Below are 25506 nucleotides of genomic sequence, written 5' to 3' on the forward strand. Positions count from 1 at the left end.
CCCGCTTCGCCCTGGAAAGCGATGGCGTGCGGCCCCCTGATCACCACAGCCATCCCCGCGCTTCCCGACGGGAGGCCCGCACGCCGGCCTCATGGTGCGCTCCGACACGTCGGACGAAGCCGCCGAACACAGCCGTCATGACGAGTGCGGCCGCGGTGATGACGCGTCCGCCGCGGGCCAGGCTCCGGGTCGGCGGCCGCCCGAACCTCCCCGGTGCGGTGAAAGTGCTTCCGCATGCGGCTGACCAGGAAGACCTCGTCCTCGACGACCGGCGGTGCCCCCGTCCACGCCGACGCGGCTCACTGGTGGGCCGACGTTCGCCCCCCCCGTCCGACTGCGGCAGGTGGTCGCCGCCGCCGCGGTAGACGGGAACGTTCCCTTCCTGGACATCTCATCTGATCAAAGCCCTACTTCCCATGAAAGGGAGATTCCTGGACGAAACCGTGACCTGCGGTGCTCGGGAGCGTTGAAGAAAGCGTGCGGCCGTGTTCGTGCGGCTGTGGTAATCGACTCAAAGGAGAACCGTGATGTCTCGCATCGCGAAGCTGGCGACCCTCGGTCTGGGCACGTCCGCCCTGGTCCTCAGCGGGGCCGGTCTGGCCTCGGCCGGCGCGGATGCCAACGGCGGGGCCATCAGCTCGCCCGGGGTTGTGTCGGGGAACGACATCCAGGCCCCCGTCCACGTGCCGGCGAACCTCTGCGGGAACACCGTGAGCGCGCTCTTCGGCATGATGAACCCTGCCAGCGGCAACGCCTGCGGCAACGCCGACGGCCAGTAGGAGGACGAGGGCCACTACGGCCTCTGATCAAAGCCTGCGCCCAACACGCAGCAAGCACACGGCTGAGCCCTGGCGGAGTCCGACCGCGGGGCTCAGCCGTATGTGTACGCCTCTCGAATACCGCCGATCCCGACGTCCTCCACCTGATCCGGCGTCACCTTCCAGGACAGACGTCGCTTCGTGCCGTGCCATCACCCGCCCCTCATGGTGCCGCGCCCCTTGGGGGCCATGCCTCCCGACGGGGCCCCGCACACCGCCCCCCGGAGTTGCCGAGGCCCAGGACCGCCCGCCCTGACTTCCCTGCGCCCCACAACAGCGGTGTGCGCACGGCGGCCCCGGGTTCCTCGAGCCTCGGGATGACGCGGTGGCGCTCGAGGTGTTCTCCCGGGGATCACTCCGGCTTTCGGCGTCCCGGGGTCCATCCGGCATGTCCCCGCCGATCCTGACCAGTTCCAGGCTGCGGGGTTTTTCCGCACCCGGGCCCACCGCGGTCCCCACGCCCGCGAGATTCCCCCGACCGACTCAGTGGCCGTCCGTACCGCATGGCAGCCCATCGTGTTTCACAGCATGACGCGACCATGGCCGACGCCGGTGGAGCCGGTGGGCAGCGCGGGATCTGCTGGGGGTCGCGCTGCCGATGGCGTTTCTGGAGCGACCGTCGGGTGTGACCGGACGGCACGGCTGGGAGCCGCGTGGTCCTTGGACACCACCGGGCGGATCAGCATCCACAGCAGGTAGGCAAGGCCGAGGGCGGCAGCGGCGCCCACGGCCCCCCACAGCAGCAGTGACAGGGTTCCGTGCCGGTGGCCCTCAGGGCGGGGTGTGTGTCTGCCGAAGCGTCGGCGAAGGAACTGGACCGCCGAATTCCCCAGGTTCCACAGCATGAGCAGGGCACCGAGCAGCGGCAGCACGAGGAAGAGGATCTGCACGCAGGCCGCCGCTGTGCTCAGCACGGGTGTGGCGCTGGTGGTGGCCCTGCTGACGAGCGTGACGGAAGCGGCCCACGCAGTGGTCGCCATCTGGGGCAGGCGGAAGACGATGATGCCGAGTTGCGTTCCGATGGCGGGCAGTACCGTGAGGACCCAGATCGTGACGACGACCTGGGGCCACCGCTTGAGGGCCTGGAGCCGCTCCTCCGGTGGGCGTCGCAGGAGAGTGCGGCGCAGGATGGGGCCGATGTACTTGAACAGGTCCGGGATGCCGACCAGGTCCGAGATGATGTAGTAGCCGTCGAATCGCAGGGTCGGCACAAGCTGCTGGAACATCTCGAGGTTGACGAGCAGGATCGCCGCCAGCAGTACCGGGGACGGACTGTGGAGGTGCAGCGCGATCAGACCGAGGATGAACAGGCTGTTGAAGTAGACGCCGCCCAGGTCGGTGCGCAGTCTTCCGACGCGGTCAAGTCGATAGGAGTTGGTGACATCCGTGTAGAAGGCCGGCCACACCAGGTAGAGCCCGCACCCCATGGCCCCGGGGCGTACCTTCCCGTAACGGCAAGCCGAGGCGTGGCCGATCTCGTGGAAGGCGGCGGACGCCAGAGCCAGTCCGATCATGGTGAGAGTGCCGCCGGGGTCGGACATCACCGCGATCATGGCGAGGCCGGCGTCCTGAGTGGCGAAGAGGTAGATCTCGGTCGCCAGGAACGTCGATACGGCCAAGAGCACGAGGAGGGGCTGGAACAGCCAGGAAAAGATCCCCGCGATGATCCAGGCGCCGTTTTCGGATACCACTGCGGTGCGGTGGCGGAGACCGAGGAACGAGTGCTGCGTCTTGGCGAAGTCGGCGAGGGTGCCGTCGCTTCGCGTGGTGATCCCCAGCGGTGCGAGCTTGTTGTCGAGCACGAAGGCCACATGGTCGGCGGCGAACGTACGACCCGTGGTCCGGGTCAGTTCCTGCGCCACACGGTCGAGGAGCTGACGGCCGTCGCCCGATCTGGTCTCCTCGGCCTGGTGTCGCTCCAGACTCCTGGCGGTCTTGTAGAGCACGTCGGGCAGTTGGATGACCTGCCCGTCGAAGCGGTGCACCAGGTGGGGTGGCTGGCGGTATCCGGAACCGGCGAACTCGCCTACCAGCTCGGTTCCCTCGGTGAGCCTGGGCGCTGCCCCGACGGGGGCAGGCGGCTCCGACTGAACCGGCGTGGGTGCTTGCGTACTGATGGCGATCTCCCAAGGGGAATAGTTCTCCCGCCGGGGCCTCGCGGCGGCCGGCCCCGTTTGTGCTCCTCCGCCCGGCGATGGACGCGTTCTCGAGCCGCCGGCCACAGTCCCGGCTGCAGGGCCTTTCCGGTGCACCGGTACCTTCGTCACGGTGACCGCGGCCGGTGCGGGGGACCCGTGCGCCTAGGTGGCGATGAACGCAGCCGACGCGCTCATCGTGCCGCTGGTTTCGGAGCCGAGGCCCAGCGCCGAGCAACCCCTGCGTGCCGTCGACATGCGACACACCGGCCCGGCGGGCATGGGTGACCGTGGCTCCGCCACCGTTACCGCGTACGTCACGGTCTGCGGGGAGTTGGATGTGGTGTGTGCTGTTGCCGCGGGGCCGTGGCACCCGGCGAGACGCCCGGCGCCGCTTCGGGCGCCGAAAGCACACGCCTTCATGAGCGTGGTCCGACATGAGGACAGCGGCCGGGGACAGGGTGCCCCGGCCGCTGCCGCCACTACTAGAAGGTGGTGCTGGCCACGGAGGCGCTGCAGTCACGCTGCTGGTTCTGGGTCCCCAGGAGGTCGCCGAGGATGCCGGACGGCTGGAGCTGCTGGCTCGTGCAGACCGGGTTGCTGACGATGTTGCTACCGCCGCCACCGTGGCCGCCGTCGCCGTAGCCGCCGTTGTCGCCGCCACCGCCGTAGAAGGCGGACAGCACCGCGCGCTCCGGCAGCATCTCGCCCGTCAGGCCGTCAAGCTCTTCAAAGCTGATCTTCGACACGGAATTTCTTCCCTTCGGTTTTCTGCGATGGAGTCCCGCCGTTGCGGAATCCCCGTGAGCAGGATTTAACACCCAGACCAACGACCTCTCCAGCAAGAAGATCCACGCCTTCACCCGTGCAGCCAAAAGTTGCCACAGATGGAGCAAGAGGAAAGACATGCATCTTTTGCCGGATCAATGCAGAGTGCCGATCCGTGACTGCTCCGCGCTGAACGCGGTATGGGGCCGACACGAAAGCAGCGGCCGGGGCAGGGTGCCCCGGCCGCTGCCGTCGCTACTAGAAGGTGGTGCTGGCCACGGAGGCGCTGCAGTCACGCTGCTGGTTCTGGGTCCCGAGCAGGGTGGTGAGGAGACCGGCCGGCTGGAGCTGCTGGCTCGTGCAGACCGGGTTGCTGACGATGTTGCTGCCGCCGTTGTCGCCGCCGCCACCGTAGAAGGCGGACAGCACCGCGCGCTCCGGCAGCATCTCGCCCGTCAGGCCGTCAAGCTCTTCAAAGCTGATCTTCGACACGGAATTTCTTCCCTTCGGTTTTCTGCGATGGAGTCCCGCCGTTGCGGAATCCCCGTGAGCAGGATTTAACACCCAGACCAACGACCTCTCCAGCAAGAAGATCCGCGCCTTCACCCGTATGGCCAAGAGTTGCCACAGATGGAGCAAGGGGAGAGGCGCGCCTCATTTCTCAGCTCAATTCGCGGTGCCCATCCGTGACCGCTCTGTCGCACGCTCGGTGGCCGTCGGCACGCAATTCGAGGACCCCCCCAAATGGGCTGGCGGCCAGGAAGCGGCGCCACACGGTGAACGCCCCCCGCCCCATGCACACGCGTCAGCTCACCCGTACCCATAGATGTGGCCGACGTCCTCCAGTTCATCCGGAGTCACGTCCCACGGCGGCAGCTTCTGGTGCCGTGCCACGATCCGGTCGTGCTGCTCCTCATCGGGGCCCGGCGGCGTCTCGGGAAGATAGCGGGCCCCGCCGTGCCGGCGCTGCCAGCGGTACCACTGCAGGTCGATGAAGGCGTGGTGCAGCCAGAAGACGGGATCGTTGACGGAGGCGGCGCCGAGCATCACCCCGCCGACCCAGCGGTGCACCCGGTTGTGGTTGTGCCAGGAGGTGCCACCCCGCCCGGTGCCCCAGCCCTCCAGTTTGTTGCGGAAACCTCGCGTGACCGTCGAGTCCCAGGGCGCGACGTCGTAGGCGGGATCCTCCAGCGCCCTCTCCAGGTCGCTCTTCGTGGGCAGGTCGATCGGATCGCGCGAGTGGCCGAGGTCCCGGGTGAGGAACACCTCGTCGGTCACGCCCACCTTGATGGTCCAGTGGCCCTCCCCATGGGCGAACGGGCCGGTCATCACCTGGCGGTCGGAGCGGCGCCCGTCCCCGCCGAGGAGGTCCTCCGTCCAGGGGAGGGATGTGGTCGTGCGATCACGCGTCCAGTCCCAGTACGGAACGGTCACCGAGGAGTCCACACGGCGCAGCGCCTCCTCCAGATCGAGCAGGAACCGGCGATGCCAGGGCAGGAAGGAGGGCGCCATGTGCGCGGTGCGCAGTCCCTGCTCGCCGTCAGAGGCGAAATACTGGATGTGCGTTCGCACGAACTCGTCGTACTGGCCTTGCCGCTTGACCTCCAGCAGCGCGTTGACGAACCGGCGCATCTCGTCCCTCGTGAGCGTGCCGACGTCCTTACGCACGTACGCCATGCCGGCCCCCCGTGTGCGGGTGTCCCGCGCCGTCCGCGTCCCGAGCGAGGTCGCGCAGCCGCCGCCCCGGGCCGAGTTCCTCGACGGCGGCGCGGGCGGCCTCGATAGGTGTCCGGTACGACCGGTAGTGGTCGACCATGCTCAGCCAGGTGCCGTCGGCGCGGCGCATCAGTTGCAGAGGGCGGCCGTCCACGGTGACGTGCCACTGACCCTCCACGGCCTTGCCGCGGGCGGGGGTCCACACACCTCGGATGCGGCGGCCGCGATGGCTCTGGTCGAAGGCGGTGCCGCCCGGCTTGTCCTCGGGTCCGGATCCTGGGCGCGACGAGAGGCACGCCTCGGTCATGGGGGCCAGGACGGCGGTGAGCGCGCAGGCGAGCAGACGGCGCGCCGCATTCCGCCGTGTCCGGCCCGCCGGTCCCGACCGCACCGGGCCCGGTGCTCCGTCCTCGGCACCCGCCGGTTCTCCACCGACGCTGACGACCATGGCTTACTCCTCGTCCTGTCCGGTTGTCCGGAGCCGTAACTGCCGAATGCCCCGCGCGGTCACCGCACGCGGCCAGGAAAAGTGATCACCGGCGGCCGGACGTCGAGGTTGGCATGCCGTCGACGCGGTCGAAGCCGTCACCGAGGGCGACGTGTGCCAGGGGGGTCCGCAGGCCCGGGCCGGGAGGGCGGTGTCACTGGCCGTGCACACGGAGAAACGGCCCTCGAACCCACCGAGGGCCGCCTCCGTACGGCGTGGTCCCAGCTCTACAGCGCCAGTTCGCCGTGCACCGGCTTGGTGCCCTTCACCGCGTTCGCGGCCTCCTTCGCCGTGTGAACCAGCGAGTCCTTGCCCTCGATGCCGAGCACGTCCCGCACGTGCTGCAGACGCGTCACGTCGAGGGGGGCCGTGGTGTCGATGGCGCCACTGAGGCCGGTGGGCACCGAGTCGGTGGCGCCTGCGGCGAACGCGGGCGCGGCCACACCGGTGGCGATCAAGGACCCGGCAAGGACGGCGGCAACCTTCAGGGACTTCATCGTGTTCCTTTCTTCGGCAACGCGGGTTGCCGGCGGAAGAGTCTGTCGCCGTGCCTAACGAGCGCTGACCGGGGCGGTAACCCGAGGCCCGGAAGATGGTGAGTCCTCATATGAGATCTCTGAGGACCGGGTCTCGGGAAGCTGTACGACCGGAGAGCGCCGGAGCCGGCGGGCCGCAGGACGATCGCGGACGTCAGCCGTTGAGGCAGGAGTTCCCGGTCGCCGAGTTCATCAGGCCGGCGCCGTTGATGGTGTCGCCGCAGACGTTGACCGGAGTGTGGACCGGGACCTCGACGACGTTGCCCGACGCAAGGCCCGGGGACTGGGCGGCGGTTCCGCTCGCGCCGCTGCCGGCGGAAGCGGTGCCGGCAGCGGCGGCGGCGGCCGCGGCAGCGACGGAGGTGAGGATCAGACCCTTTGCGATACGGGACATGGGGAAGCGCTCCTTGGAATCGACGCAGGATGCCCGGGCCAGCTGCCCGGCTCCGGTGTCAACGCGCGGCACTGCGCCGGGTTGTTACGCCAACGGGGTGGTCTCGGGACGGAAGACCGCCTCCACGCTTCCGACACACTTGTCGGACACCGCGCAATTCTGCCGAATTTATACGTTTGATGACTAAAGTCGCGAATCTTCCGGCACGTCTCTTTCGGTGCCAGATCGCACTCGTGCCACTGCCACCACCGCCACCTGTTCCGAAAGGGCAACGACGGTCATGCGCCATTCCCCGGGTCCGCTGCTTCGCCGTGCGACGGTGGGCGTCCTCTCCCTCGCCGCGTTCTGGGCGCCCGACGGCTCCACGGCTGCCGCGCCGGCCACGCCAGAGGCGCCGGAGGCACCGGAGGCGCGCAGCCTCGCCTTCGCCCAGCGGTACCGCGCGCACCAGCACGGCGGCATCGCTCGCGCGGCCAACGCCTCCATCACCTGCCGCAGGGCCAAGAGGTGCGCGGCCGCGCAGGCGGGCGGGCGCGGGGTGAACGGCGCCTTCGACATGTTCTACATCGACGTGGACCACGACCCGAACACCTACAACTCCTCCCGCGCGGAGGTCCGCCTGCCACCCGGCTCCCGAGTGACGTACGCGCGCCTGTACTGGGGCGGCAATCTGCGCGTGGGCGAGCAGAAACCACCGAAGGACAACGGGCGGGTGCTGATCGCCGAGCCCGGCGGGGAGTACAAGGAAATCCTCGCGGACACGGTGATCGGACACCGCGTGGCAGACGGCTCGGACGCCTTCCAGGCATCGGCGGACGTGACGCGGCTGGTACGGGACAGCGCGCCGGGCCTGTACACGGTGGCGCAGGTCAACGTGGCGAACGGCAGGTCGGCGGTCGGGGCATGGGGCGGCTGGACGCTGGTGGTGGCGTACGAGAACCCGGCAGAGCCGCTGCGGGACATCACGCTCTGGGACGGCTTCGCATCGCTGAGGTCCCGCTCGGGACGACAGATCCGGCTGCGCAACCTGCACTTCGCGGCGGGCGCGGGAGGCCGTGCGGGGCTGGTGGCGTACAACGGCGACCGCGGTGTCACCGGCGACTCGCTCACCCTGGTGACCGGCCGGCCCGGCTCCGCCGCCATCGGCCTCACCAACCCGGCCAATCCCCGTGCCGACTTCCTGAACTCCACCATCAGCGAGCCAGAGGGGACGCCCCCGGCGCGTGTCCCGGCGTACGCCAACACCCTCGGCTACGACTCCGACGTGTTCGATCTCGGCAGAGGCCTGAAGCACGCCGGTGACCAGCTGACCCTCCGGCTGAGATCCCGGCGGAACGCGGCGTGGGCCGGTGTCCTCTTCGCCGCCGTGGACGCCCGGCGGTGAACGCGGCGCCGCCCCTCCCGAGGCCTTCGTGAGCGAGAAAGCCGTACATATGCTGCTGTCATCCACCGGCCCCCGGCCGCGCGTCCTGCATCTCACCCAGCCGGTGGAAGGCGGGGTCGCGCGCGTGGTGACGGACCTGGTCCGAGCACAGCTGACGGACGGCCTGCACGTCACCGTCGCCTGCCCCGACAGCGCGCTCTCGGCGGAGCTGCGGGCGCTCGGCGCGCACGTACGGCAGTGGCAGGCGGCGCGGTCGCCGGGTCCGTCGCTCGTACGGGAGGTGCGACACCTCGCGCGGCTGATCGACGAGGTACGCCCCGACCTGCTGCACGCGCACAGTTCGAAGGCCGGGCTCGCCGGGCGGCTCGCGGTGCGCGGGCGGATTCCGACGGTCTTCCAGCCGCACGCCTGGTCGTTCGAGGCGGCCGGCGGGGTCACCGGAGGCCTCGCGCTCCGCTGGGAGCGATGGGGGGCGCGTTGGGCCGCACGGGTGTTGTGCGTGAGCGAGGCGGAGCGCGCCACCGGTGTACGCGCCGGGATCGCCGGCCATTGGGTCGTCGTGCCCAACGGCATCGATCCCGAACGCTTCCACCCGGCCACCGCCGGCGCCGTGCGGGCCGGGCTCGCGCCGCTCGCCGGTCTCCCCCCGGCGGCACCGCTCGCCGTCTGCGTGGGGCGGCTGTGCCGGCAGAAGGGGCAGGACGTCCTGCTGCGGGCGTGGGACGCCGTCGTGCGCAAGGTGCCCGACGCCCGCCTCGTCCTGGTCGGCGACGGGCCGGACCACGACCGGCTTCGCGAAGACGCCCCGGCATCCGTGCTGTTCGCGGGAGCCGTCGCCGACGCCGCCCCCTGGTACCAGGCCGCCGATCTCGTGGTCCTGCCGTCCCGCTGGGAGGGCATGGCGCTGGCCCCGCTGGAGGCGATGGCCTGCGCTCGGCCCGTGGTCGTCACGGACGTCGACGGTGCCCGCGAGAGCCTGCCGTCCTCCTTCGCCACCCGGTGCCTGGTCCCCCCGGACGACCCGGTGGTGCTGGCCGGAGCCGTCACGGAGTTGCTGCTCGACCCGCCGCTGCGCGAGTCGCTCGGCGAACGGGCCCGTCGGCACGTGCTGTCGGCCCATGACGTGCGGCACGCCGCCGAGGCCGTCGCGCACTGCTACCGCGACCTGCTCGGCACATGGCCCGCAACCGAAGGTGCGCGCCCGTCCCGAGCGGTCGAGCGCGCCGAGGCGAACCAGACCACACAGCGCGTCGCGTCCACCGAGCACAGGGAGTCGAACCCATCGTGACCGCCGAACGTACCGCCCCCTCCCCCGGCGTACAGCCGCTGGACCATCCATCCTCACCGGTCTCGGTCCTGCCGCAGCGCGGCACGGCCACCGCCGCCGGGTCCCCCGCCCCATGGCCTTGGGCGCGGGGCGGGGGACCGGGGTCCCCCGCCCCGTGGCCTTGGGCACGGCCGGACTCCCCGGTGCCGCTGCTGCTCGCGGACGGCGTCGCCGCCCTGCCGGGCGCCCTGGCACTCACCGAGGACCAGCAGCACCCGCTGCTCGTGGCCCTGCTGATCGTCGCATCGCTGCTGCTGCGCCCCCGCGGCGGCCGGCCGCCGGTGCCGGCGCTACTGGAGGAGCTGCCCGCACTGTGGGGCCGCGTCGCGGTGGTCTGGCTGGCGCTCACGGCGCTGGTGGCGGCGTACCGGCCGGAGCGGGCCCTGTCCGTCGGCACCGTGCTGACGGGTTTCGCCCTGCAGGCGGTGGCCGGCTGTGCGCTGCGCGGCGCCGTGCACGGGTGGCGGCGCGCCGCACTGCTGCGCCACCCGCACACCGCACTCCTGGTCGGCCCGGGGGCGACCGCACAGCGTGTGGCCGCCGCCGTACTGCGGCACCCGCGGTGCGGCGTGCGGCCGGTGGGGATCGTCGCCGAGGAGGCGGACGGCATCGAGAGCCTGCCGGTGCTGACGACCGGCGAGGAGGTCAAGCGGGCGGTCATCCAGAACGGGGTGCGGGCGGTGCTGGCCGTTCACCCCTCCGTACGCACCGAACAGGGATCGCTGCTGGGGGAGCTGGCCGAGTCGGGCTGCGTGGTGTGGGAAGTCGACGCCGACTCCCCGTCGTACGCGGCGAAGGAGCGGCTTGCCGGGTTCTCCTGCCGACGTCTGGACATGTCCCCGGCACGCCGCGACAGCGTGGGCAAGCGGATGCTCGACATCCTCGTCTCGGGGACGTTGCTGCTGCTGGTCAGCCCTCTGCTGCTGATGTGTGCGGTGGTGCTGCGGATCAGCGACGGACCGGGCGTGGTGTTCCGGCAGGAGCGCATCGGCAGGAACGGGAGGCCGTTCACCCTGCTGAAGTTCCGTACGCATCGTCCGGTGGACGAGCACGAATCGGCGACCCGGTGGAGCGTGGCGAACGAGAACGAGATGCGCTGGTTCTGCCGTATGTTGCGGCGCACCTCGCTCGACGAGCTGCTCCAGCTGTGGAACGTGCTCCGGGGCGACATGAGCCTGGTCGGCCCCCGCCCCGAACGCCCCTACTTCGTCTCGCAGTTCAGCCAGACCTACCCCGGCTACGCGGCCCGTCACCGCATGCGGACCGGCATCACCGGCCTTGCCCAGATCCAGGGGCTGCGCGGTGACACCTCGATCGAGGACCGCAGCCGGTTCGACAACGCCTACATCGACAACTGGTCGTTGTGGCAGGACGTCTGCATCCTGCTGCGCACCGCGATCTCGCTGGTACGTCCGACGGGGAGCTGAGCCGTGAGCCACGCCCTGACACCACTCCCACGCCGGGCCACCGCGCCGGTGCCGGTCCTGCCCGCGGTGGCCGTGTTCGCCGTGCTGGCCCTGCCGCTGACGCCGGGTGGCGCGGGGCCGGCCGACGTGGTCTCCGGGCTGATGGTGGTGTACTGCGTGACCCGCGTCCTGCGCGAACGGCGGCGCCCGTTGTCGCGCACGGCGGCCGTGGTGCTCGGCCTGCCCGTCGTGGGACTCGCGCTCGCCGCCATGGGGGCGTCCTCGCCGGAGGTCGGGCTCACCGGCCTCGGCCGCTATCTGCAGATCTTCGTGCTCGTCCCGGCGGCCGTGCTGCTACTGATCCGCGACCGGACCGACTTCCGGGTGCTGGCCTGGTCGTTCGTGGGTCTGGCGCTGTGCCAGGGCGCCATCGGCGTGCACCAGTACGTCACCCGGACCGGCGCCTCCTACCAGGGCGAGGACATCCGGGCGGTCGGCACGTTCGGGCCGCAGGACGTGATGGGCATGGCGACAGCGGTCTCTCTCGGCCTGGTGTGCGCGGTCGGGATCGCACTGGGCAGGGCGTCCGTACGGCAGCGGGCGATCGCCGCCGGGTGCGCTCTGGCACTGCTGGCTCCGCTCGCGGTCTCCTTCAGCCGGGGCGCGTGGATCGCGACGATGCTGACGTGCATCGTGCAGCTGGTGGCAGCCGGGCTGCGGCGCGCCCTGAAGGTGGCCGCTGCCGCGGTCGCCGCGGGCGTGATCCTGGTGGGCGGCTTCGGGGTCGGCACGGCGCTGCTGCAGCAGCGGATCACCAGCATCACGCAGGTCACCCACGCCCCCGACCAGTCCGTCGTCGACCGGTACACCCTGTGGGCGTCCGCCACCGGCATGTGGCGCCAACACCCGCTGACCGGTGTCGGGTTGAAGGGCTTTCCGCAGTACCGGGACGGGCACGCCACCCTGGCGCTGTCGTCGGGCGCCGAGATCGCGGGCGCGGGAGCGGCGTACCACAGGCAGCCGCTGCTGTCGCCGCACAACATGTACCTGCTGGTGCTGAGCGAGCAGGGCCTGGTCGGGCTGCTCGGGCTGGCCGGGAGCTGGCTGGCGCTGCTGGTGTGCGGACTGCGGGGGTTACTGCGTGGCCGCCTCCGCGGACCTGGACCCGACTGCGCGCTCGTCGCCTGCGGGCTGCTGGTCTGGCTGCTGACCGACTTCGTGTACGGGGACATCGGCGGCCCCTCGACCGTGCTGACCGCCATGGGCCTGGGGCTGGTGGCGTGGTGGGCGCTGGCCGGCGACGAGCAGGGGGACGTCCTCCCGGTGGGCGGGGTACGCGTCGAGGAGGCCGAGGCGCGATGACGGTGAGACCTTCACACACCGCCGGATCAGAAACCGATGGCGCGGCGACCGTACCCTCGGCGCGTGCCGCCACCCTGGCCGGGGACGGCACCGAGGCGACCTCGGCCTCCCGGAAGTTCCTCGCCAGGGCCACGCTCGTCACGGCGTCGCTGTCCATCGCCGGTTCCGTGCTGGGCCTGGTGCGCGACCAGGCGCTGGCGCGGCTGTTCGGTGCCGGGAGCGACACGGACGCCTTCCTGGTCGCGTGGACCGTGCCCGAGTTCGCCGCCACGCTGCTCATCGAGGACGGGATGGCGCTGGTGCTGATCCCGGCGTTCAGCATGGCGCTGGCCCGCCGCGCCCGCGGCGCCCCGGGCGACCCGGTCCGCGCCCTGGTGGTCGCCACCCTGCCCCGCCTGTGCCTCGCCTTCGCCGCGGTGGCGGCGGTGATCGCCGGCACGGCTCCGTACCTGGTCCAGGCCCTGGCGCCCGGCCTGCCCGACCCGCGGCTCGCCACCGACTGCACCCGGCTCACGGCGACCTGCGTGCTGGCCTTCGGGCTCGCCGGGTACTGCAGCGCCGCCCTGCGGGCGCACCGCCGCTTCCTCGCGCCCGCGGCGATCTACGTCGTCTACAACACGGGCATCATCGCCGCGATGTTCCTGCTCGGCGCAGGCTGGGGCGTGCGTTCCGCCGCGGTCGGGGTCGCGGCGGGCGGCTGTCTGATGGTGGTGGTACAACTTCCCTCGCTCTGGCGGCAGCTGACGTCGCGCGAGCGCACGCCGCGCGGGGCCGAGGCCGAGGTCGCGGACCGGCCGGTGCAACTCGCGCTGGTCGCCGCCGTGCTGCTGTTCGCCCTGTGCCGCCAGTCGCAGGTCCTCGTCGAGCGTTTCCTCGCCTCCCACCTGCCCGCCGGGGCCATCTCGCACCTGAACTACGCGCAGAAGGTCGCCCAGATCCCGATGACGCTGTCGCTCATGGTGTGCACCGTCACCTTTCCGGTGGTGGCACGGGCGCTCGCGGACGGCGACACCGAACGGGCCCGCAGCCGAGTGCAGCGGGATCTGGCGGTGGCCTCCTGTCTGGTGCTGCTGGGCATGTGCGCGGTGATCGCCTGCGCCCCACAGATGGTCGAACTGCTCTTCCAGCGGGGTGCGTTCACCGCGAGCGACACCGCGGCCACGGCCGACGTCATGCGCGTGTACGCCCTCGGGCTGCTGGGCCAGACCCTGGTCGGCGCCCTGACCCGCTCGTACTTCTCTGCGGGCCGGCCCAGCTGGTACCCCGTCGGCGCGATGGCCGTGGGCATCGCCGTGACGTCCTGGATCGGCGCCGCGACCGTGGGCACCTGGGGCGTGTCCGGGATCGCCGCCGCCAACGCCCTCGGCATCACCGTCACGGCCGCCCTGCTGCTCGTCGGCCTGCGGACGCCCCGCAACGGCCCCCACAGCGTGTCGATCCACATCAGGCCGGTACTGGCCGAGCTGAGCAGGCCGGTACGCGCGGCGGTCGTGGCCACCTTCGCCGGGGCGTTCGTCGCCGGCCGGCTTCAGTCCCCGGTGGCGGGCCTGGTGGCCGGCTGCCTGACCGTGATCGCCGTCTTCGTCCCCCTCGCCTGGGCCCCGGACGCCCAGAGCTTCGCATCCGCACTGCGCTCCGTACGCACCGTCACACGAAGGCTCACACATGGCCGTATCCGTTGATTCCGTCGACACCACCAGATTCCCCGCCCCGCGCCCGGGTCCGATCCCGTGGGTGGCGATGTACCACTCGGTGGGCGACTGCTCGGACGACCCGTACCGCATCACGGTCACGCCCGAGCGGCTCGGTCGGCAGCTGGCATGGCTGCGCCGGCGGGGGTTGCGGGGCGTGTCCGTGGCCGAGCTGCTCGCCGCCCGCTCGCGGGGCGAGGGACGAGATCTGGTCGGGCTCACCTTCGACGACGGCTACGCCGACTTCGTCACCGACGCCCTGCCGCTGCTGCGCCGCTGGGGCTGTGGAGCCACCCTCTTCGTCCTGCCCAGGCGGCTCGGCGGCGACAACGCCTGGGATTCGCTCGGCCCGCGCAAGCCGCTGCTGACCGCGGACGGCATCCGGCACGCGGCCGCCGAGGGCGTGGAGATCGGCTCGCACGGGCTGACGCACGTCGACCTCACCCGGGCGGACGACCTCACCCTCAAGACCGAGGTCACCGAGAGCCGCGCGCTGCTCGAGGAGTTGACCGGCGCCCGGATCGGCGGCTTCTGCTACCCGTACGGCATGGTCGACGTACGCGCCGTCGAGGCCGTACGGGAAGCGGGGTACGCCTACGCCTGCGCCATCGATCCCGGCCCGCTGACCGGTCGGCACGCCCTGCCACGCGTGCACGTCGGCCAGAACGACACGGCCTGGCGCCTGCACCTCAAGCACCGGCTGCACCGGCTGCGCCGGCGCCCGGTGGAGGGCCTGTGATGAAGGCTCTGCACATCATCACCGGCCTCGGCGTCGGCGGGGCCGAGCAGCAGCTGCGTCTTCTGCTGCGCCACCTGCCCGTCGACTGCGACGTCGTGACGCTCACCAACCCCGGTGCGGTCGCCGAGGGCCTCGCCGCCGACGGTGTCCGCGTCGTGCATCTCGGCATGGGCGGCAACCGCGACCTGGCCGCGCTCCCGCGCCTGGTCCGGTTGATCCGCGCCGGCGGCTACGACCTGGTGCACACGCACCTGTACCGGGCCTGCGTCTACGGCCGTCTCGCCGCACGCATCGCCGGGGTCCGTGCGGTCGTCGCCACGGAACACTCCCTGGGCGACTCGCAGATGGAGGGCCGCAGGCTGACGGCGGGGGTGCGCGCGCTGTACCTCTCCAGCGAGCGTCTCGGCTCAGCGACGGTCGCCGTCTCCCCGACGGTGGCCGACCGCCTGAAACGCTGGGGCGTGCCCGCCCCACGGATCGAGGTCGTCCCCAACGGCATCGACCTGGACCGCTTCCGCTTCGACCGGGAGCGGCGCGAACACACCCGCCGGTGCCTCGGCCTGCCGGAGGGCGCGTGCGTCGTCGGCGGTGTGGGCCGGCTCGCCCGGGTCAAGCGGTTCGACGTCCTCGTCCATGCGCTCACCCGCCTCCCGGACGATCACTGGCTGCTGCTGGTGGGCAGCGGTCCCGAGGAGCACGTCCTGCGCCGCACGGCACACGAGGCCGGTGTGGCCGGGCGCGTCCTGTTCACCGGGGAACGTCCCTACGTTCCCGACGGCTCCCCCGGCCCCGACCTGCCCTCGCTCACCTCCGCGATGGACGTGCTCGCGTCCCCGTCCACGGAGGAGGCCTTCGGCCTGGCGGTCGTGGAGGCGCTGGCGTCCGGCCTGCCGGTGCTCTACACCTCCTGTCCGGCGATCGAGGATCTGCCGCCGTCGGCCGCCGCCGGCGCCCGGCACGTGCGCGGCGGCCCCGAGGCGTACGCCCGCGCGATCGCCGAGGTCCGGGCGGCGGGCCCCCGGCCGCGCAGGGCCCCCCAGGCCGCGCACCGCTACAGCATCACCCGCAGCGCAGCCCGGCTCATGGACGTGTATGCGGCAGCGGTCTCCAGCTCGTCGTCCGTCTCACCCTTGGGAGCAAGTCCGTCATGACCGACACACCTACCCGTACGTGGCGCCTGTCCCTGGCCCCTGTCAGGAGGCTGCCGTCCTGGTCCGTGCTCGCGGCCGGCATCCTCGTCGGCGGCCTGTGTGGCGGCGCGTACGGCATGCTGACCCCTCCGACGTACACGGCCACCAGCTACGTCGTCGCGGTACCGACCGGGAAGACCGAGGTGAACTCGGCCCTAGGTTTCGCGCAGGCGTACGGCCGGGTCGCCACGCAGCTCACGGTGCTGGCGGACGCGCGGGAGCGGGCGGGCGTGCCGGTGCGCACCTTGCAGCGGAGCGTGCAGGCGGCGACCTCACCGGACGCTCCGATGGTCGCCGTGTCGGCCACCTCCTCGCGCCCGGGTCTCGCCTCGGACATGGCCAACGCCGTGTCCCGCGCGCTGACCCGGCAGGCGAACGCCGCCAAGGGCAGCACCCATGTCCAGCTCGTGCAGTTCTCGAAGGCGGCCAAGCCGACCGAGCCGACCTCCGCGTCGTCGAAGGTGACCGCTCTGGTGGGTGCGTGCGCGGGCGGGCTGCTGTGCGGCCTGGCGCTGCTCGCGCGGCCGAGGCGGACCCGCCAGGACGACGACCCCGTCCCCGCCGCCTCGGTGCCCGGCCCGGCCGCCGCCGCCGATGTGCGCGGCCAGCGGTGACCACGGTGCACCCGGCCGGCCTCGTCACGCTAGTCGCCGCCGGGCCACCAGCCGAAGCGGACGCAGAGTGTCCCGCCGAGCCAGTGCTCCACCCATGTGCCCAGGTCCAGTCGCGAACAGCCCTCCGGGGCTGGCGGTGCGGTGGGCGCGGTGGGTGCGGGGGGCGCCGGGGTGGAGGTGGGGGTGCGGCCGACCTCGTCGGTGCGGCCGAAGAGGAAGGACCGGTAGACGAGGGACGACCCCGGATTGCTCCCGCACTGCCACACGCCGTGCGGGCAGTAGTCGGTCAGCGTGTTGTAGAGGGGCTTGTGCTCGTCCATCCACGCGAGCATGCGCCCCATGTACTCGGCGTTGTCGCCGTTGCGGAACAGCCCCCATTCCGGATAGGAGACGGGTTTGCCGTGGGCCTTGGCGAATTCCACGTGTGCCTGAAGTCCGTAGGGCTCGTTCACCTGCCGGTCGAACGACATTCCGGCCGGCTGGTCGTAGGAATCCATGCCGATGATGTCGACCGTGTCGTCCCCGGGGTAACACTGCGTCCAGGGAACGGCGTCCCGGCCGCGGCTCGGTGCGAAATCGAACCGGAACCTCTGTCCGGGCACCGAGCGCATGGTGGTGACGATCCTTCTCCAGTACGTCTTCCAGGCCTGGGGGTCGGGCCCGCAGCGATGGGTGTAGGTGACGCCGTTCATCTCCCAGCCGAGCACGAGAACCGTGTCCGGCACCCCCAGCCGGACCAGCCGTTCGGCCAGGGCGCGGAAGTGGTGGTCGAACTCACCTGCCGCGCCTCGCCGCACAAGCTGCCGGACGCCGGCGTCGGAGACGCCCTCCTCGTTGCGCTCCTGCAGGGGGACGTTCAGGACGAGCATCCGGTCGGCCTTCTCGTTGCGCCAGTGTGCCCATGCGGGGAGAAAGCCGAGGCCACCCTCGATGTCGCTCCAGCTGTTGCCGGGCAGATAAGTGTGGCCGACGCGGATCTCGGCACCGCCCAGCCAGCGGCTGAGCAGCGGGATGCGGGCCACGCCGCCGGCGTCGGAACCGAGGAAGGCCCCGAAGTCCGGCCAGCGCACGCCGGGCGCCGGAGGGGTCACCGCAGGCGGCTTCGGCAGCCCGGGGACAGCCGGAGGATTGCCGGCCGCTGGAGTGACCGCGGGTGCGGGAACGGCCGGGACGGCCACCACGGGTCTCGTCGGGGGCGGCACCGGAACGGGAGGAGAGGCGGGTCCGAGCACCTGCACCCCCGCTGCGCGACCGGCGGCCAGGGCGGCGGACACGACGAGCGCCGCCGCGCCCACGACCAGCCGGCGGACCCGGGCCCGCTTGTGCTGTGGGGCCATGCCCGCATCTTTCTTCGCTCTCGTCCACATCCAGCTTTCTTTCCCATTATTGACGAAATGTCATATTAAGTCAGGCATAGCAAAGCCCATGGCGCCAACACCATTGCGGCTTTCGAGTACTGCGCTCACCCGTGCGGGTGAGCCGATCCGAGAGAAAAGAGAAGCCGTGTCGCTACTCGACACCCGGGTCCCCGCCGTACTGCTGCGGATCGACCGGAATCCCTTTCACCACGGAACGCTTGGAGCCGTGCGCTCGCTCGGCAGGGCGGGTGTGGAGGTCCATGTCGTCGCCGATTCGACGGGAAGTCCCGTCCGCAAATCGCGTTACGTGAGCCGGATGCATCCCCCGCCGCTCCCGGGAGCATCCCCGGACGACATCCTCGCCGTGCTGCGCCGCGTGGCTGACCGCATCGGGCGTCCCGCCGTCCTGGTCCCGATGGACGACGCGAGCGCGATCGCCGTGGGGCGGATGCGGGATGACCTCGCACCCTCCTACCTCCTGCCGACGATGCCGTGCACGCTGGCCGAACGCGTCGCCGACAAAGAGGAACTGCCCGCCGTGTGCGCGTCCGCGGACGTCCCGCACCCGGTGACGCTGGTCCCGGACAGTCCGGCGCGAGCCGCCGACGCCGCACGGCGGCTCGGGCTGCCGGTGGTGGCGAAGTGGAGCCGGCCCTGGCTGCTGCCCGCCGGCAGCGGGCTGCGCAGCACGGTGCTGGTGCGCTCCGAACGGCAGGCCCAGGAGCTGTACCTGCGCACCGAGGAGGCGGGCAGCAGGCTGCTGCTCCAGGCGTACCTGCCGCCGGGACGGGACCGGGACTGGTTCTTCCACGGTTACGCCGACCACTCGGGCACCGTGCGCGCGGGCGGGCCGGGCCGCAAGCATCTGGCCTGGCCGCGTGGAGCGGGCCTGACCGCGGTGGGCTGCTGGACACCCAACCCGCAGGTGCAGGCGCTGGCCGAGCGTCTCACCGGCGAGCTGGGCTACCGCGGCGTCCTCGACCTCGACTTCCGCCGCTGCGTCGCGACGGGCCGCTATCACCTGCTCGACTTCAACCCGCGCCCCGGCGCCCAGTTCCGGCTCTTCGCGGACAGCACGGGGCTGGACGTCGTACGCGCGTTGCACCTCGACCTGACGGGCCGTCCACTGCCGGACGGGACACCGTTGGCCGGGCGGGCGTTCGTGGTGGAGAACTACGCGCCGCTCGCCGCGCTGCGTCCGGCGCCCGGCGGGCGCGAACTCGCCTGGTACGCCCCGGACGACCGCGCTCCCGGATGGGCGATGTGGGCCCTGTGGTGCCGGCATGTGTCCCGTCGGCTGCGGGAGCGGCTGGGCGCGACCGCTCCGGCGCCACGCCTGATCCCCCCGGCGGCCTCGCCCGCCCTGACCGACAACGAGAAAGCGAGCAGTCGATGATGTACGACCTACTGGTGGTGGGTGCAGGCCCGTACGGCCTGTCGATCGCTTCCCACGCCGCGGCCGCCGGGCTGAACCTGCGCCTGATCGGCCGGCCCATGGCGTCCTGGCGGGACCATATGCCCCGCGGGATGTTCCTCAAGTCGGAGCCGTCGGCGTCCAACCTTTCCGACCCGGCCGGGCGTTGGCGTCTGGACGTGTACTGCGCGGAGCACGGCCTTACGGCACGTCGCGCGGAGCCGATCCCCGTCGAGGCGTTCGCGTCGTACGGCCTGTGGTTCGCACGCCATGCCGTGCCGGAGGTGGACGAGCGCATGGTGACCCGGGTGGCGTCCGGCCCCGGCGGTTTCACGGCGGTCACCGAGGACGGGGAGGTGCTGCACGCGCGGACGGTGGCGCTGGCGGTCGGTGTGATGCCGTTCGTCGAGGTACCGCAGGCACTGCGCGGACTGCACCCCGCGCTGGTGACGCACAGCAGCCACCACAATGACCTCGACCGCTTCCGCGGCAAGGACGTCACGGTGATCGGCGGCGGCCAGGCGGCCCTGGAGACCGCGGCGCTGCTCGCCGAACAGGGCACCCGTGTGCGGGTGCTGGCGCGGGCGGACGGGCTGCGGTGGAACGACGTGCCGCCGCCCTGGGAGCGCCCGTGGTGGCAGTCGGTTCGCTCCCCGCACAGCGGCCTCGGCCCCGGCTGGCGGAACTGGTTCTACGCCGAGCGCCCCGGCCTCTTCCGGCACCTGCCGGGGCCGACCCGGGCGCGCATCGCGGCCACGGCGCTGGGGCCGGCGGGCGCGTGGTGGGTGCGGGACCGGGTGGAGGGCGCGGTGGAGCTATTGCCGGGCCATGAGGTGACCGCGGCCTGTGCGGTGCCGGGCGGTGTACGGCTGGACATCATGAGCCGCATGGGCGCCCCGCGCACCCTGGAGACCGAGCACGTCATCGCCGCCACGGGGTTCCGGGCGCGCTGCGACCGGCTCGGGCTGCTCTCCGACGGGCTTCGCGGGTCGCTGGCGGCCCTGCCCGACGGCTCTCCCGCGGTCGGGCGTGACTTCGAGTCCTCCCAGCCCGGTCTGTTCCTCGCGGGCCTGGTGACCGCCTCCGGCTTCGGGCCGGCCATGCGCTTCGTCCAGGGCGCGACCTTCACTGCGTCGACACTCGTGGGAGGGGTACGGCGCCGGCTCAAGAGGACCCCGACGGGCGGGACGATCCCCGTTCCGGGAGGCAGCAGCCGAGCCTGGTCGCCGGCGCCGGCGCGCCGCTGACGGGCAAACACGTGGGCGGGCGCCCCCGGGCCGCTGACGGAGAGCGAGTCGTCAGCGGCCCACCGGTCTGCCACTGAGGGGGCGGGTGCCGGTCCTCGTGTTCTGGCCCGTCCCGGTCCGGGTGGTGCTGCTCGGCCGGAGCGGGGGCGCGCGGGTGCCGGACGGACAGCGTCCGGCACCCGGGAGCAGCTATCGGCGGGAGGCCCCGCGGCCGCGGCGGTACAGCATCGCCCCGCCCGCGATCAGTGCGGCACTGGCCGCCGAGGTCGCCAGCATGGTCTTGCTGCCGGTCTCGGCCAGCCGGGGCGGCTCGTCGGGGTGCTCGACGACGGCCGGAGGCGGCGTGTGGCTGGTCCGGGTGGGCGGAGGCGTCGGGCGCGGCGTCTCACTGGCGCGCGGGGGAGGCGGCGGGGTCGGGCTGGGAGTGCTGACGGGCGGCGGCGCTGTCCCGTTGGCGCAGGAGTTGCCGGCCGCCTCATTGAACGCCGCGACCCCGTTGACGGTGTTGCCGCACACGTTCACCGGCGCCTCGATCGGCACCTGCACGCTGTTCCCGGCCAGCACACCGGGGGAATCCGTGGTGACTCCTGCCGCGTTCGTGTCGGCGAGGGCGGAGCTGCAGGACAGGGACAGAATGCCCGTGGCGGCGGCCGCCGCGAACACTCCCCTGCTCAGGGTCTGTCGCAATGTGGTTATCTTCCTGCTTGAAGAACTGGAAAAGCCGGCCTTGGCACGGAGATGGACGTCCAAGGCCAGCCATGACACAGCCGGAAGGCTGGTGCGTCGGGCGGTCAGCCGTTCTTGCACTCGCTGCCGACGTGAGCCGCCCGTGCGCCTCGCGCCACCACGCGTTTGGCCCTCAGGCGGGGAAGCCCGCTCCGAAAAGGCCGTGTGACCGCGGCCGGAACAGCGGACGGCCCGGGCTCGGCAGCCGACTCAGCGTTCCCCGCCGTTGCCCTTCGCGACGGTCGGTCTGTTGCCGCTGGCGATGGCAAGCTTCCTGCGCACTGCGCGTTCCTCTCTCGTAGCGTCGCATGCCCCACTGCGTCATCAACCAGACGCCGGAGAATTGGTTGCGGGGGTTCACCCGATCGGACCTTCCCGCAGGCGGAAAGGTCCGGGGACCAACGGGTGCCACCCGACCGGCTAGGACACCACGTCCTTGTGGGCGAAACCGCGAAAGGCCAGGGCGAACAGCACCAGGGCGTACGTGGTGGAAATCGCCGTGCCCTGGATCATGCCGGACCACTCGGGGTGCGGCTGGACGGCGTCGGCCCAGGCGAACTGCCAGTGCGCGGGCAGGAAGTCACGCCAGTGGCCGAGGGCGGTGACCGCGTCCAGGACGTTGCCGACGATGGTCAGGCCGACCGCGCCGCCGACCGCGCCGAGCGGGGCGTCCGTCCTGGTCGACAGCCAGAACGCCAGTCCGGCGGTGACCAGTTGGGACACGAAGATGTACGCCACCACGACTACGAGGCGCTGCGCCGCCGTGCCCGAGTCCAGCGCGCCGCCCGTGGGAATCTGCAAGGGGCCCCAGCCGTAGGCGGCCGTGCCGACCGCGAGGGCCACGACCGGCAGCAGCACCATCGCGCCCAGGCTCAGTCCCAGTCCCACGACGAGCTTGGACCACAGCAGGCGGGCCCGCGGCACGGGCGCGGCCAGCAGATAGCGCAGGGAGGACCAGCTCGCCTCGGAGGCGACGGTGTCCCCGCAGAACAGGGCGACCGGGATCACCAGCAGGAAGCCCGCCGACACGAACAGGTTCACGGCGGTGAAGTTGGCGCCGGACGCGGTGGCCGTGTCCATCAGCGTGACCTGGTTGTTCCGGCTACCCGGGTCCCCGCCGACGGCGAAGGCGATCAGCAGCACGAACGGCAGCACGGCGAGGATCGCGCCCATGACCAGGGTGCGGCGCCGCTTGAGCTGCCGGACCAGCTCCACGCGCAGGGGCAGGGTACGGCCCGCGCGGTAGCCCGACGCCGTCTCGGCGCGCTCGGCGAGCGTGCTCATGCGGCACCTCCGATCAGGGTGAGAAAGGCGTCTTCCAGGCGGCGGTGCGGGCCGACCGAGGCCACCGGCACCTCCAGCCGCACCAGCTCCACGACCAGCCGCTCGGCCGTGCCGCCGGGTTCGAGCCGGATGAGCAGCCCGTCGTCGGCGCGCACGGCGGAGGCGACGCCGGGCAGCGCGGCCACCTTCTCCACGACCGGCTCCTCCACCGGTGTGGCGGTGCCGACCAGCAGGGTGTCGCCGGAGCCGATGATCTCCCGTACCGGGCCGGCCTGGACGAGGCGGCCGCGGTCCATCACCACCAGGTGGGTGCAGGACTGCTCGACCTCGGCGAGGAGATGGCTGGAGACGATCACCGTGCGGCCGCCGGCCGCGTAGCGGATCATCACCTCGCGCATCTCGCGGATCTGGGGCGGGTCGAGACCGTTGGTGGGCTCGTCGAGGATGAGCAGGTCGGGCAGGCCGAGCATGGCCTGGGCGATGGCGAGGCGCTGGCGCATGCCCTGCGAGTAGGTGCGCACCGCGCGGGCGAGCGCGTCGCCGAGCCCGGCGATCCGCAGGGCCTCGTCCAGGTGTGCGTCCTCGGGCGGGCGACCGGTGGCCTGCCAGTACAGCTCCAGGTTCTCCCGGCCGGACAGGTGCGGCAGGAAACCGGCACCCTCCACGAACGCGCCGACCCGGGACAGCACCGGCGCGCCGGGCCGGACGGCGTGGCCGAAGACGCGGATCTCGCCGTCGTCCGGCTTGATCAGGCCCATCAGCATGCGCAGGGTGGTGGTCTTGCCCGCGCCGTTGGGTCCGAGCAGGCCGAGCACCTGGCCCTTCTCCACCCGGAAGGACAGCTCGCGCACCGCATACCGGTCGGTGGACTTCGCGTACCGCTTGCTCAGGTCCTTGATCACGAGCGGGACGTCGGCCAGCTCCGGATCGGGTGCGGGGGCGGCCGTACGGCGGCGGCCGGTGAGCAGCAGGGCGAGCGCGCCGGCCGCGGGCAGCCACCAGACCCAGGCGGGCAGGGGTGCCGCGGCGGTGGTGACGGCGGGGGCCGTCGGCACGCTGAGGTCTCCCTTCAGGGAGACGGTGTAGGTCGCCGGTGCGGCCGGTGAGGCGTAACCGAGGTCGGTGGAGGCGAGGACCAGGCGGAGCCGGTGGCCCTTCTGCACCTCGTGGTCGATCGCCGGGAGGGTGACGGTGACGTCCTTGCCGGCCCTGGCTCCGGTCACCCGGAACGGGGCGACCAGCTGGGCGGGCAGGACCTGCCGGGTGCCGTCGGGGCCGACGTCGTAGACCTTGCCGAAGAGGACGGCGTCGTCACGGCTGGAGGTGACGCGGACGGTGGCGGTCGGTGCGCCGGTGATCCGCAGGTCGCGGGTGAGCGGTGCCGAGTCGAACTTCGCGTACAGGCCGGGGAAGTCGAGGGAGATCCCGACGCCGAGCGCGGACAGCTGGGCGAGGCCACCGGAGCCGCCGAGCCCGGGCAGCGCGGAGACGCCGGGCGGGCTGGCGCCGGCCGGGTTGGCGACGTGCTGCTCGCCACCGGTGAGGGCGATGGCGCGCGGGTGGTCGTGCAGACCGGGGTAGGCGGTGGCGCTCGCGCCGCGCAACTGGGCGGTGCCGTCGGTGGAGTCGACGCCTCCGGTCCGGGTGATCCGGAAGGCCGGGCCGGTGTCGGCGTTCTTGTCGCCCTTGAGGTACCGGTCGAACCAGGCCTGCACGCGCGCCCGCACCCGGTCGGTCTCCATGTCCCCGCCGTCGTGCCCGCCGGCGATCCAGTCGACGTCCACGGGGGCGCCGCCTGCCCTGATCGCCTTCGCGGCAGCGTCGGACTGGCCGAGGGTGAACAGGGAGTCCGTCTGGCCCTGCAGCAGCAGGGTGGGCACCTTGACGCGGTCACCGACGGCGGACGGTGAGCGTTCCTCCAGGAGCCGCCGGGCGGCCGCGTCCGGAGTGCCGGACTCGGCGACCCGGTCGTACATCCGGCACAGCGCGGGCTCGAAGCGGGCGCAGCCGCCGCCGGTGTTGAAGAAGATGCCGGCCCACAGCTTCTTGAAGACGCCGTTCGGGAACAGGGCGTCCGCGAGGTTCCAGTACGTGATGGCCGGGGCGATGGCGTCGACACGGTGGTCGTATCCGGCGGCGAGCAGGGAGATCGCGCCGCCGTAGGAGCCGCCGGCGACGCCCACGCGCGGGTCGCCGGGACTGTCGAGCCGGACCTGGGGCTGCTTCGCCAGCCAGTCGATGAGCCGGGAGACGTCGCTGACCTCGCCCTTCGGGTCGTTGAGGCCGATCTTCCCGGTGGACCTGCCGAAGCCGCGCGCGGACCAGGTCAGGACCGCGTACCCGTCCCGGGCGAGGTCCTCGGCCTGCTGCCGCATGTCGTCCTTGCTGCCGCCGAAGCCGTGCGCCAGCAGGACGGCGGGGTGGGTGCCGGCGGCGGCCGGGGCGAAGAACGAGGTGTCCAGGCGCACGCCGTCGACCGCCATGACCTGGTCACTGCGGCGCACCGTCCGCGTGTCGTCGGAGGCGACGGCCGCCGTCCACGTCCCGCCGCCGGCGAGCACCACGACGGCGGCCGCGGCGGCCATCAGCCGGCGCGGCCCCTCCAGCAGCCCTCGCAGCGCGGGCACTCGAAGATCCATGCGTCAACGGTACGGGCCGCCACCGACAACCGATGCGGCCACCGGGCTGATCCGCTGCCCCTCCCTGGGGCGTACGGGTGTGCTGCCGCGTACTTCGGGCGTGGTACGAAGCCCATGGAGATTCACCGGGCCCCTTCCGTCACCGACGTCGTCGTCGCCACCAAGGCGTACGGGTCGGCGCCGGCACCCGGAAACGACGTCGTCCTTGCCGCCTACGGAGTACGGGCGGCAAGGACGACGGGATGCGCGGTGGTGACGTGGGAGTTCTGAG

Annotated in this window: 23 protein-coding genes; 12 read left to right on the top strand and 11 right to left on the bottom strand. The window is 72.1% G+C overall.

Annotated features, from left to right (window positions below; genetic code table 11):
- The first annotated feature begins 527 nt into the window (after positions 1-527).
- Positions 528-779, top strand: coding sequence for a chaplin (locus tag AC07C1_RS18345; protein WP_478940140.1), 252 nt, complete (start codon positions 528-530; stop codon positions 777-779).
- A 560-nt stretch (positions 780-1339) separates the two neighbouring features.
- Here the strand turns inward: AC07C1_RS18345 and AC07C1_RS18350 are convergent.
- From AC07C1_RS18350 to AC07C1_RS18380, 7 genes are all read right to left on the bottom strand, one after another.
- A complete protein-coding gene (locus AC07C1_RS18350; RefSeq protein ID WP_478940141.1) occupies positions 1340-2803 on the bottom strand; it encodes a hypothetical protein in 1464 nt (487 codons plus the stop codon).
- Between the two features lie 635 nt (positions 2804-3438).
- Positions 3439-3702 (bottom strand): hypothetical protein, encoded by a 264-nt coding sequence (locus AC07C1_RS18355; RefSeq protein WP_478940142.1) that lies wholly within the window; start codon positions 3700-3702, stop codon positions 3439-3441.
- A gap of 277 nt (positions 3703-3979) precedes the next feature.
- Positions 3980-4213: a hypothetical protein gene (locus AC07C1_RS18360; protein ID WP_478940144.1), complete on the bottom strand. Its 234-nt coding sequence runs from the start codon at positions 4211-4213 to the stop codon at positions 3980-3982.
- 318 nt (positions 4214-4531) lie between these two features.
- Positions 4532-5398: a tyrosinase family protein gene (locus AC07C1_RS18365; RefSeq protein ID WP_478940146.1), complete on the bottom strand. Its 867-nt coding sequence runs from the start codon at positions 5396-5398 to the stop codon at positions 4532-4534.
- Positions 5382-5885: a tyrosinase family oxidase copper chaperone gene (locus tag AC07C1_RS18370; protein WP_478940147.1), complete on the bottom strand. Its 504-nt coding sequence runs from the start codon at positions 5883-5885 to the stop codon at positions 5382-5384. The genes AC07C1_RS18365 and AC07C1_RS18370 overlap by 17 nt, the downstream gene beginning before the upstream one ends.
- Before the next feature lie 266 nt (positions 5886-6151).
- A complete protein-coding gene (locus tag AC07C1_RS18375) occupies positions 6152-6421 on the bottom strand; it encodes a hypothetical protein (protein ID WP_478940149.1) in 270 nt (89 codons plus the stop codon).
- A 193-nt stretch (positions 6422-6614) separates the two neighbouring features.
- On the bottom strand, positions 6615-6854 hold the full coding sequence (locus AC07C1_RS18380) for a chaplin (protein WP_478940150.1): 240 nt from the start codon (positions 6852-6854) through the stop codon (positions 6615-6617).
- Positions 6855-7134: 280 nt separating this feature from the next.
- Between AC07C1_RS18380 and AC07C1_RS18385 the strand changes: the two genes are divergently transcribed.
- The 8 genes from AC07C1_RS18385 to AC07C1_RS18420 are packed head-to-tail and all read left to right on the top strand — an operon-like array spanning position 7135 to position 16567.
- On the top strand, positions 7135-8238 hold the full coding sequence (locus AC07C1_RS18385) for a DUF3344 domain-containing protein (RefSeq protein ID WP_478940151.1): 1104 nt from the start codon (positions 7135-7137) through the stop codon (positions 8236-8238).
- Between the two features lie 49 nt (positions 8239-8287).
- Positions 8288-9526: a glycosyltransferase gene (locus tag AC07C1_RS18390; protein ID WP_478940153.1), complete on the top strand. Its 1239-nt coding sequence runs from the start codon at positions 8288-8290 to the stop codon at positions 9524-9526.
- A complete protein-coding gene (locus tag AC07C1_RS18395; protein WP_478940155.1) occupies positions 9523-10992 on the top strand; it encodes a sugar transferase in 1470 nt (489 codons plus the stop codon). Before AC07C1_RS18390 ends, AC07C1_RS18395 begins: the two co-directional genes overlap by 4 nt.
- Positions 10993-10995: 3 nt before the next feature.
- Positions 10996-12333 (top strand): O-antigen ligase family protein, encoded by a 1338-nt coding sequence (locus AC07C1_RS18400; protein WP_478940157.1) that lies wholly within the window; start codon positions 10996-10998, stop codon positions 12331-12333.
- Positions 12330-14015 carry a murein biosynthesis integral membrane protein MurJ gene (murJ, locus tag AC07C1_RS18405; RefSeq protein ID WP_478940159.1) on the top strand — a complete coding sequence of 562 codons (1686 nt, stop codon included), beginning with the start codon at positions 12330-12332 and terminating at the stop codon, positions 14013-14015. The genes AC07C1_RS18400 and murJ overlap by 4 nt, the downstream gene beginning before the upstream one ends.
- Complete coding sequence (locus AC07C1_RS18410) at positions 13999-14763, top strand: polysaccharide deacetylase family protein (protein ID WP_478940160.1); 765 nt, start codon at positions 13999-14001, stop codon at positions 14761-14763. Before murJ ends, AC07C1_RS18410 begins: the two co-directional genes overlap by 17 nt.
- Positions 14763-15914, top strand: a complete 1152-nt coding sequence (locus AC07C1_RS18415) for a glycosyltransferase (RefSeq protein ID WP_478940162.1) — start codon at positions 14763-14765, stop codon at positions 15912-15914. The genes AC07C1_RS18410 and AC07C1_RS18415 overlap by 1 nt, the downstream gene beginning before the upstream one ends.
- A complete protein-coding gene (locus AC07C1_RS18420; RefSeq protein WP_478940164.1) occupies positions 15911-16567 on the top strand; it encodes a YveK family protein in 657 nt (218 codons plus the stop codon). The genes AC07C1_RS18415 and AC07C1_RS18420 overlap by 4 nt, the downstream gene beginning before the upstream one ends.
- A 29-nt stretch (positions 16568-16596) precedes the next feature.
- Here AC07C1_RS18420 and AC07C1_RS18425 read toward each other — a convergent pair whose 3' ends face one another.
- Positions 16597-17904, bottom strand: coding sequence for a glycoside hydrolase family 26 protein (locus AC07C1_RS18425; protein ID WP_478940166.1), 1308 nt, complete (start codon positions 17902-17904; stop codon positions 16597-16599).
- A 166-nt stretch (positions 17905-18070) separates the two neighbouring features.
- On the opposite strand from AC07C1_RS18425, the gene AC07C1_RS18430 reads away from it, so the two are divergent.
- Entirely contained in the window at positions 18071-19321 is a 1251-nt protein-coding gene (locus tag AC07C1_RS18430; RefSeq protein WP_478940168.1) for a carboxylate--amine ligase, read from the top strand.
- Entirely contained in the window at positions 19321-20586 is a 1266-nt protein-coding gene (locus AC07C1_RS18435) for an NAD(P)-binding domain-containing protein (protein WP_478940423.1), read from the top strand. The genes AC07C1_RS18430 and AC07C1_RS18435 overlap by 1 nt, the downstream gene beginning before the upstream one ends.
- Positions 20587-20775: 189 nt before the next feature.
- On the opposite strand, the gene AC07C1_RS18440 is transcribed toward AC07C1_RS18435, so the two are convergent.
- The 3 genes from AC07C1_RS18440 to AC07C1_RS18450 form a co-directional block, all read right to left on the bottom strand.
- Positions 20776-21273, bottom strand: coding sequence for a chaplin (locus tag AC07C1_RS18440; RefSeq protein WP_478940169.1), 498 nt, complete (start codon positions 21271-21273; stop codon positions 20776-20778).
- A 459-nt stretch (positions 21274-21732) separates the two neighbouring features.
- The gene (locus AC07C1_RS18445; RefSeq protein ID WP_478940171.1) at positions 21733-22596 is read right to left on the bottom strand and encodes an ABC transporter permease; all 864 of its coding nucleotides are present in this window, start codon (positions 22594-22596) and stop codon (positions 21733-21735) included.
- Entirely contained in the window at positions 22593-25235 is a 2643-nt protein-coding gene (locus AC07C1_RS18450) for a CocE/NonD family hydrolase (RefSeq protein ID WP_478940173.1), read from the bottom strand. The genes AC07C1_RS18445 and AC07C1_RS18450 overlap by 4 nt, the downstream gene beginning before the upstream one ends.
- A 114-nt stretch (positions 25236-25349) precedes the next feature.
- On the opposite strand from AC07C1_RS18450, the gene AC07C1_RS18455 reads away from it, so the two are divergent.
- Complete coding sequence (locus tag AC07C1_RS18455) at positions 25350-25505, top strand: hypothetical protein (RefSeq protein ID WP_478940175.1); 156 nt, start codon at positions 25350-25352, stop codon at positions 25503-25505.
- Position 25506: the final 1 nt, after the last annotated feature.

The organism is Streptomyces sp. NPDC045022, from assembly GCF_056432605.1.

What these genes read in the sequence shown, in the direction of transcription:
- AC07C1_RS18410 (WP_478940160.1), top strand. Translation starts at nt 13,999, where the DNA reads ATGGCCGTATCCGTTGATTCCGTCGACACCACCAGATTCCCCGCCCCG.
- AC07C1_RS18450 (WP_478940173.1), bottom strand. Translation starts at nt 25,235, where the DNA reads ATGGATCTTCGAGTGCCCGCGCTGCGAGGGCTGCTGGAGGGGCCGCGC.
- AC07C1_RS18345 (WP_478940140.1), top strand. Translation starts at nt 528, where the DNA reads ATGTCTCGCATCGCGAAGCTGGCGACCCTCGGTCTGGGCACGTCCGCC.
- AC07C1_RS18370 (WP_478940147.1), bottom strand. Translation starts at nt 5,885, where the DNA reads ATGGTCGTCAGCGTCGGTGGAGAACCGGCGGGTGCCGAGGACGGAGCA.
- AC07C1_RS18380 (WP_478940150.1), bottom strand. Translation starts at nt 6,854, where the DNA reads ATGTCCCGTATCGCAAAGGGTCTGATCCTCACCTCCGTCGCTGCCGCG.
- AC07C1_RS18425 (WP_478940166.1), bottom strand. Translation starts at nt 17,904, where the DNA reads ATGGCCCCACAGCACAAGCGGGCCCGGGTCCGCCGGCTGGTCGTGGGC.
- AC07C1_RS18455 (WP_478940175.1), top strand. Translation starts at nt 25,350, where the DNA reads ATGGAGATTCACCGGGCCCCTTCCGTCACCGACGTCGTCGTCGCCACC.
- AC07C1_RS18365 (WP_478940146.1), bottom strand. Translation starts at nt 5,398, where the DNA reads ATGGCGTACGTGCGTAAGGACGTCGGCACGCTCACGAGGGACGAGATG.
- AC07C1_RS18435 (WP_478940423.1), top strand. Translation starts at nt 19,321, where the DNA reads ATGTACGACCTACTGGTGGTGGGTGCAGGCCCGTACGGCCTGTCGATC.
- AC07C1_RS18390 (WP_478940153.1), top strand. Translation starts at nt 8,288, where the DNA reads ATGCTGCTGTCATCCACCGGCCCCCGGCCGCGCGTCCTGCATCTCACC.
- murJ (WP_478940159.1), top strand. Translation starts at nt 12,330, where the DNA reads ATGACGGTGAGACCTTCACACACCGCCGGATCAGAAACCGATGGCGCG.
- AC07C1_RS18445 (WP_478940171.1), bottom strand. Translation starts at nt 22,596, where the DNA reads ATGAGCACGCTCGCCGAGCGCGCCGAGACGGCGTCGGGCTACCGCGCG.
- AC07C1_RS18385 (WP_478940151.1), top strand. Translation starts at nt 7,135, where the DNA reads ATGCGCCATTCCCCGGGTCCGCTGCTTCGCCGTGCGACGGTGGGCGTC.
- AC07C1_RS18420 (WP_478940164.1), top strand. Translation starts at nt 15,911, where the DNA reads ATGACCGACACACCTACCCGTACGTGGCGCCTGTCCCTGGCCCCTGTC.
- AC07C1_RS18375 (WP_478940149.1), bottom strand. Translation starts at nt 6,421, where the DNA reads ATGAAGTCCCTGAAGGTTGCCGCCGTCCTTGCCGGGTCCTTGATCGCC.
- AC07C1_RS18415 (WP_478940162.1), top strand. Translation starts at nt 14,763, where the DNA reads ATGAAGGCTCTGCACATCATCACCGGCCTCGGCGTCGGCGGGGCCGAG.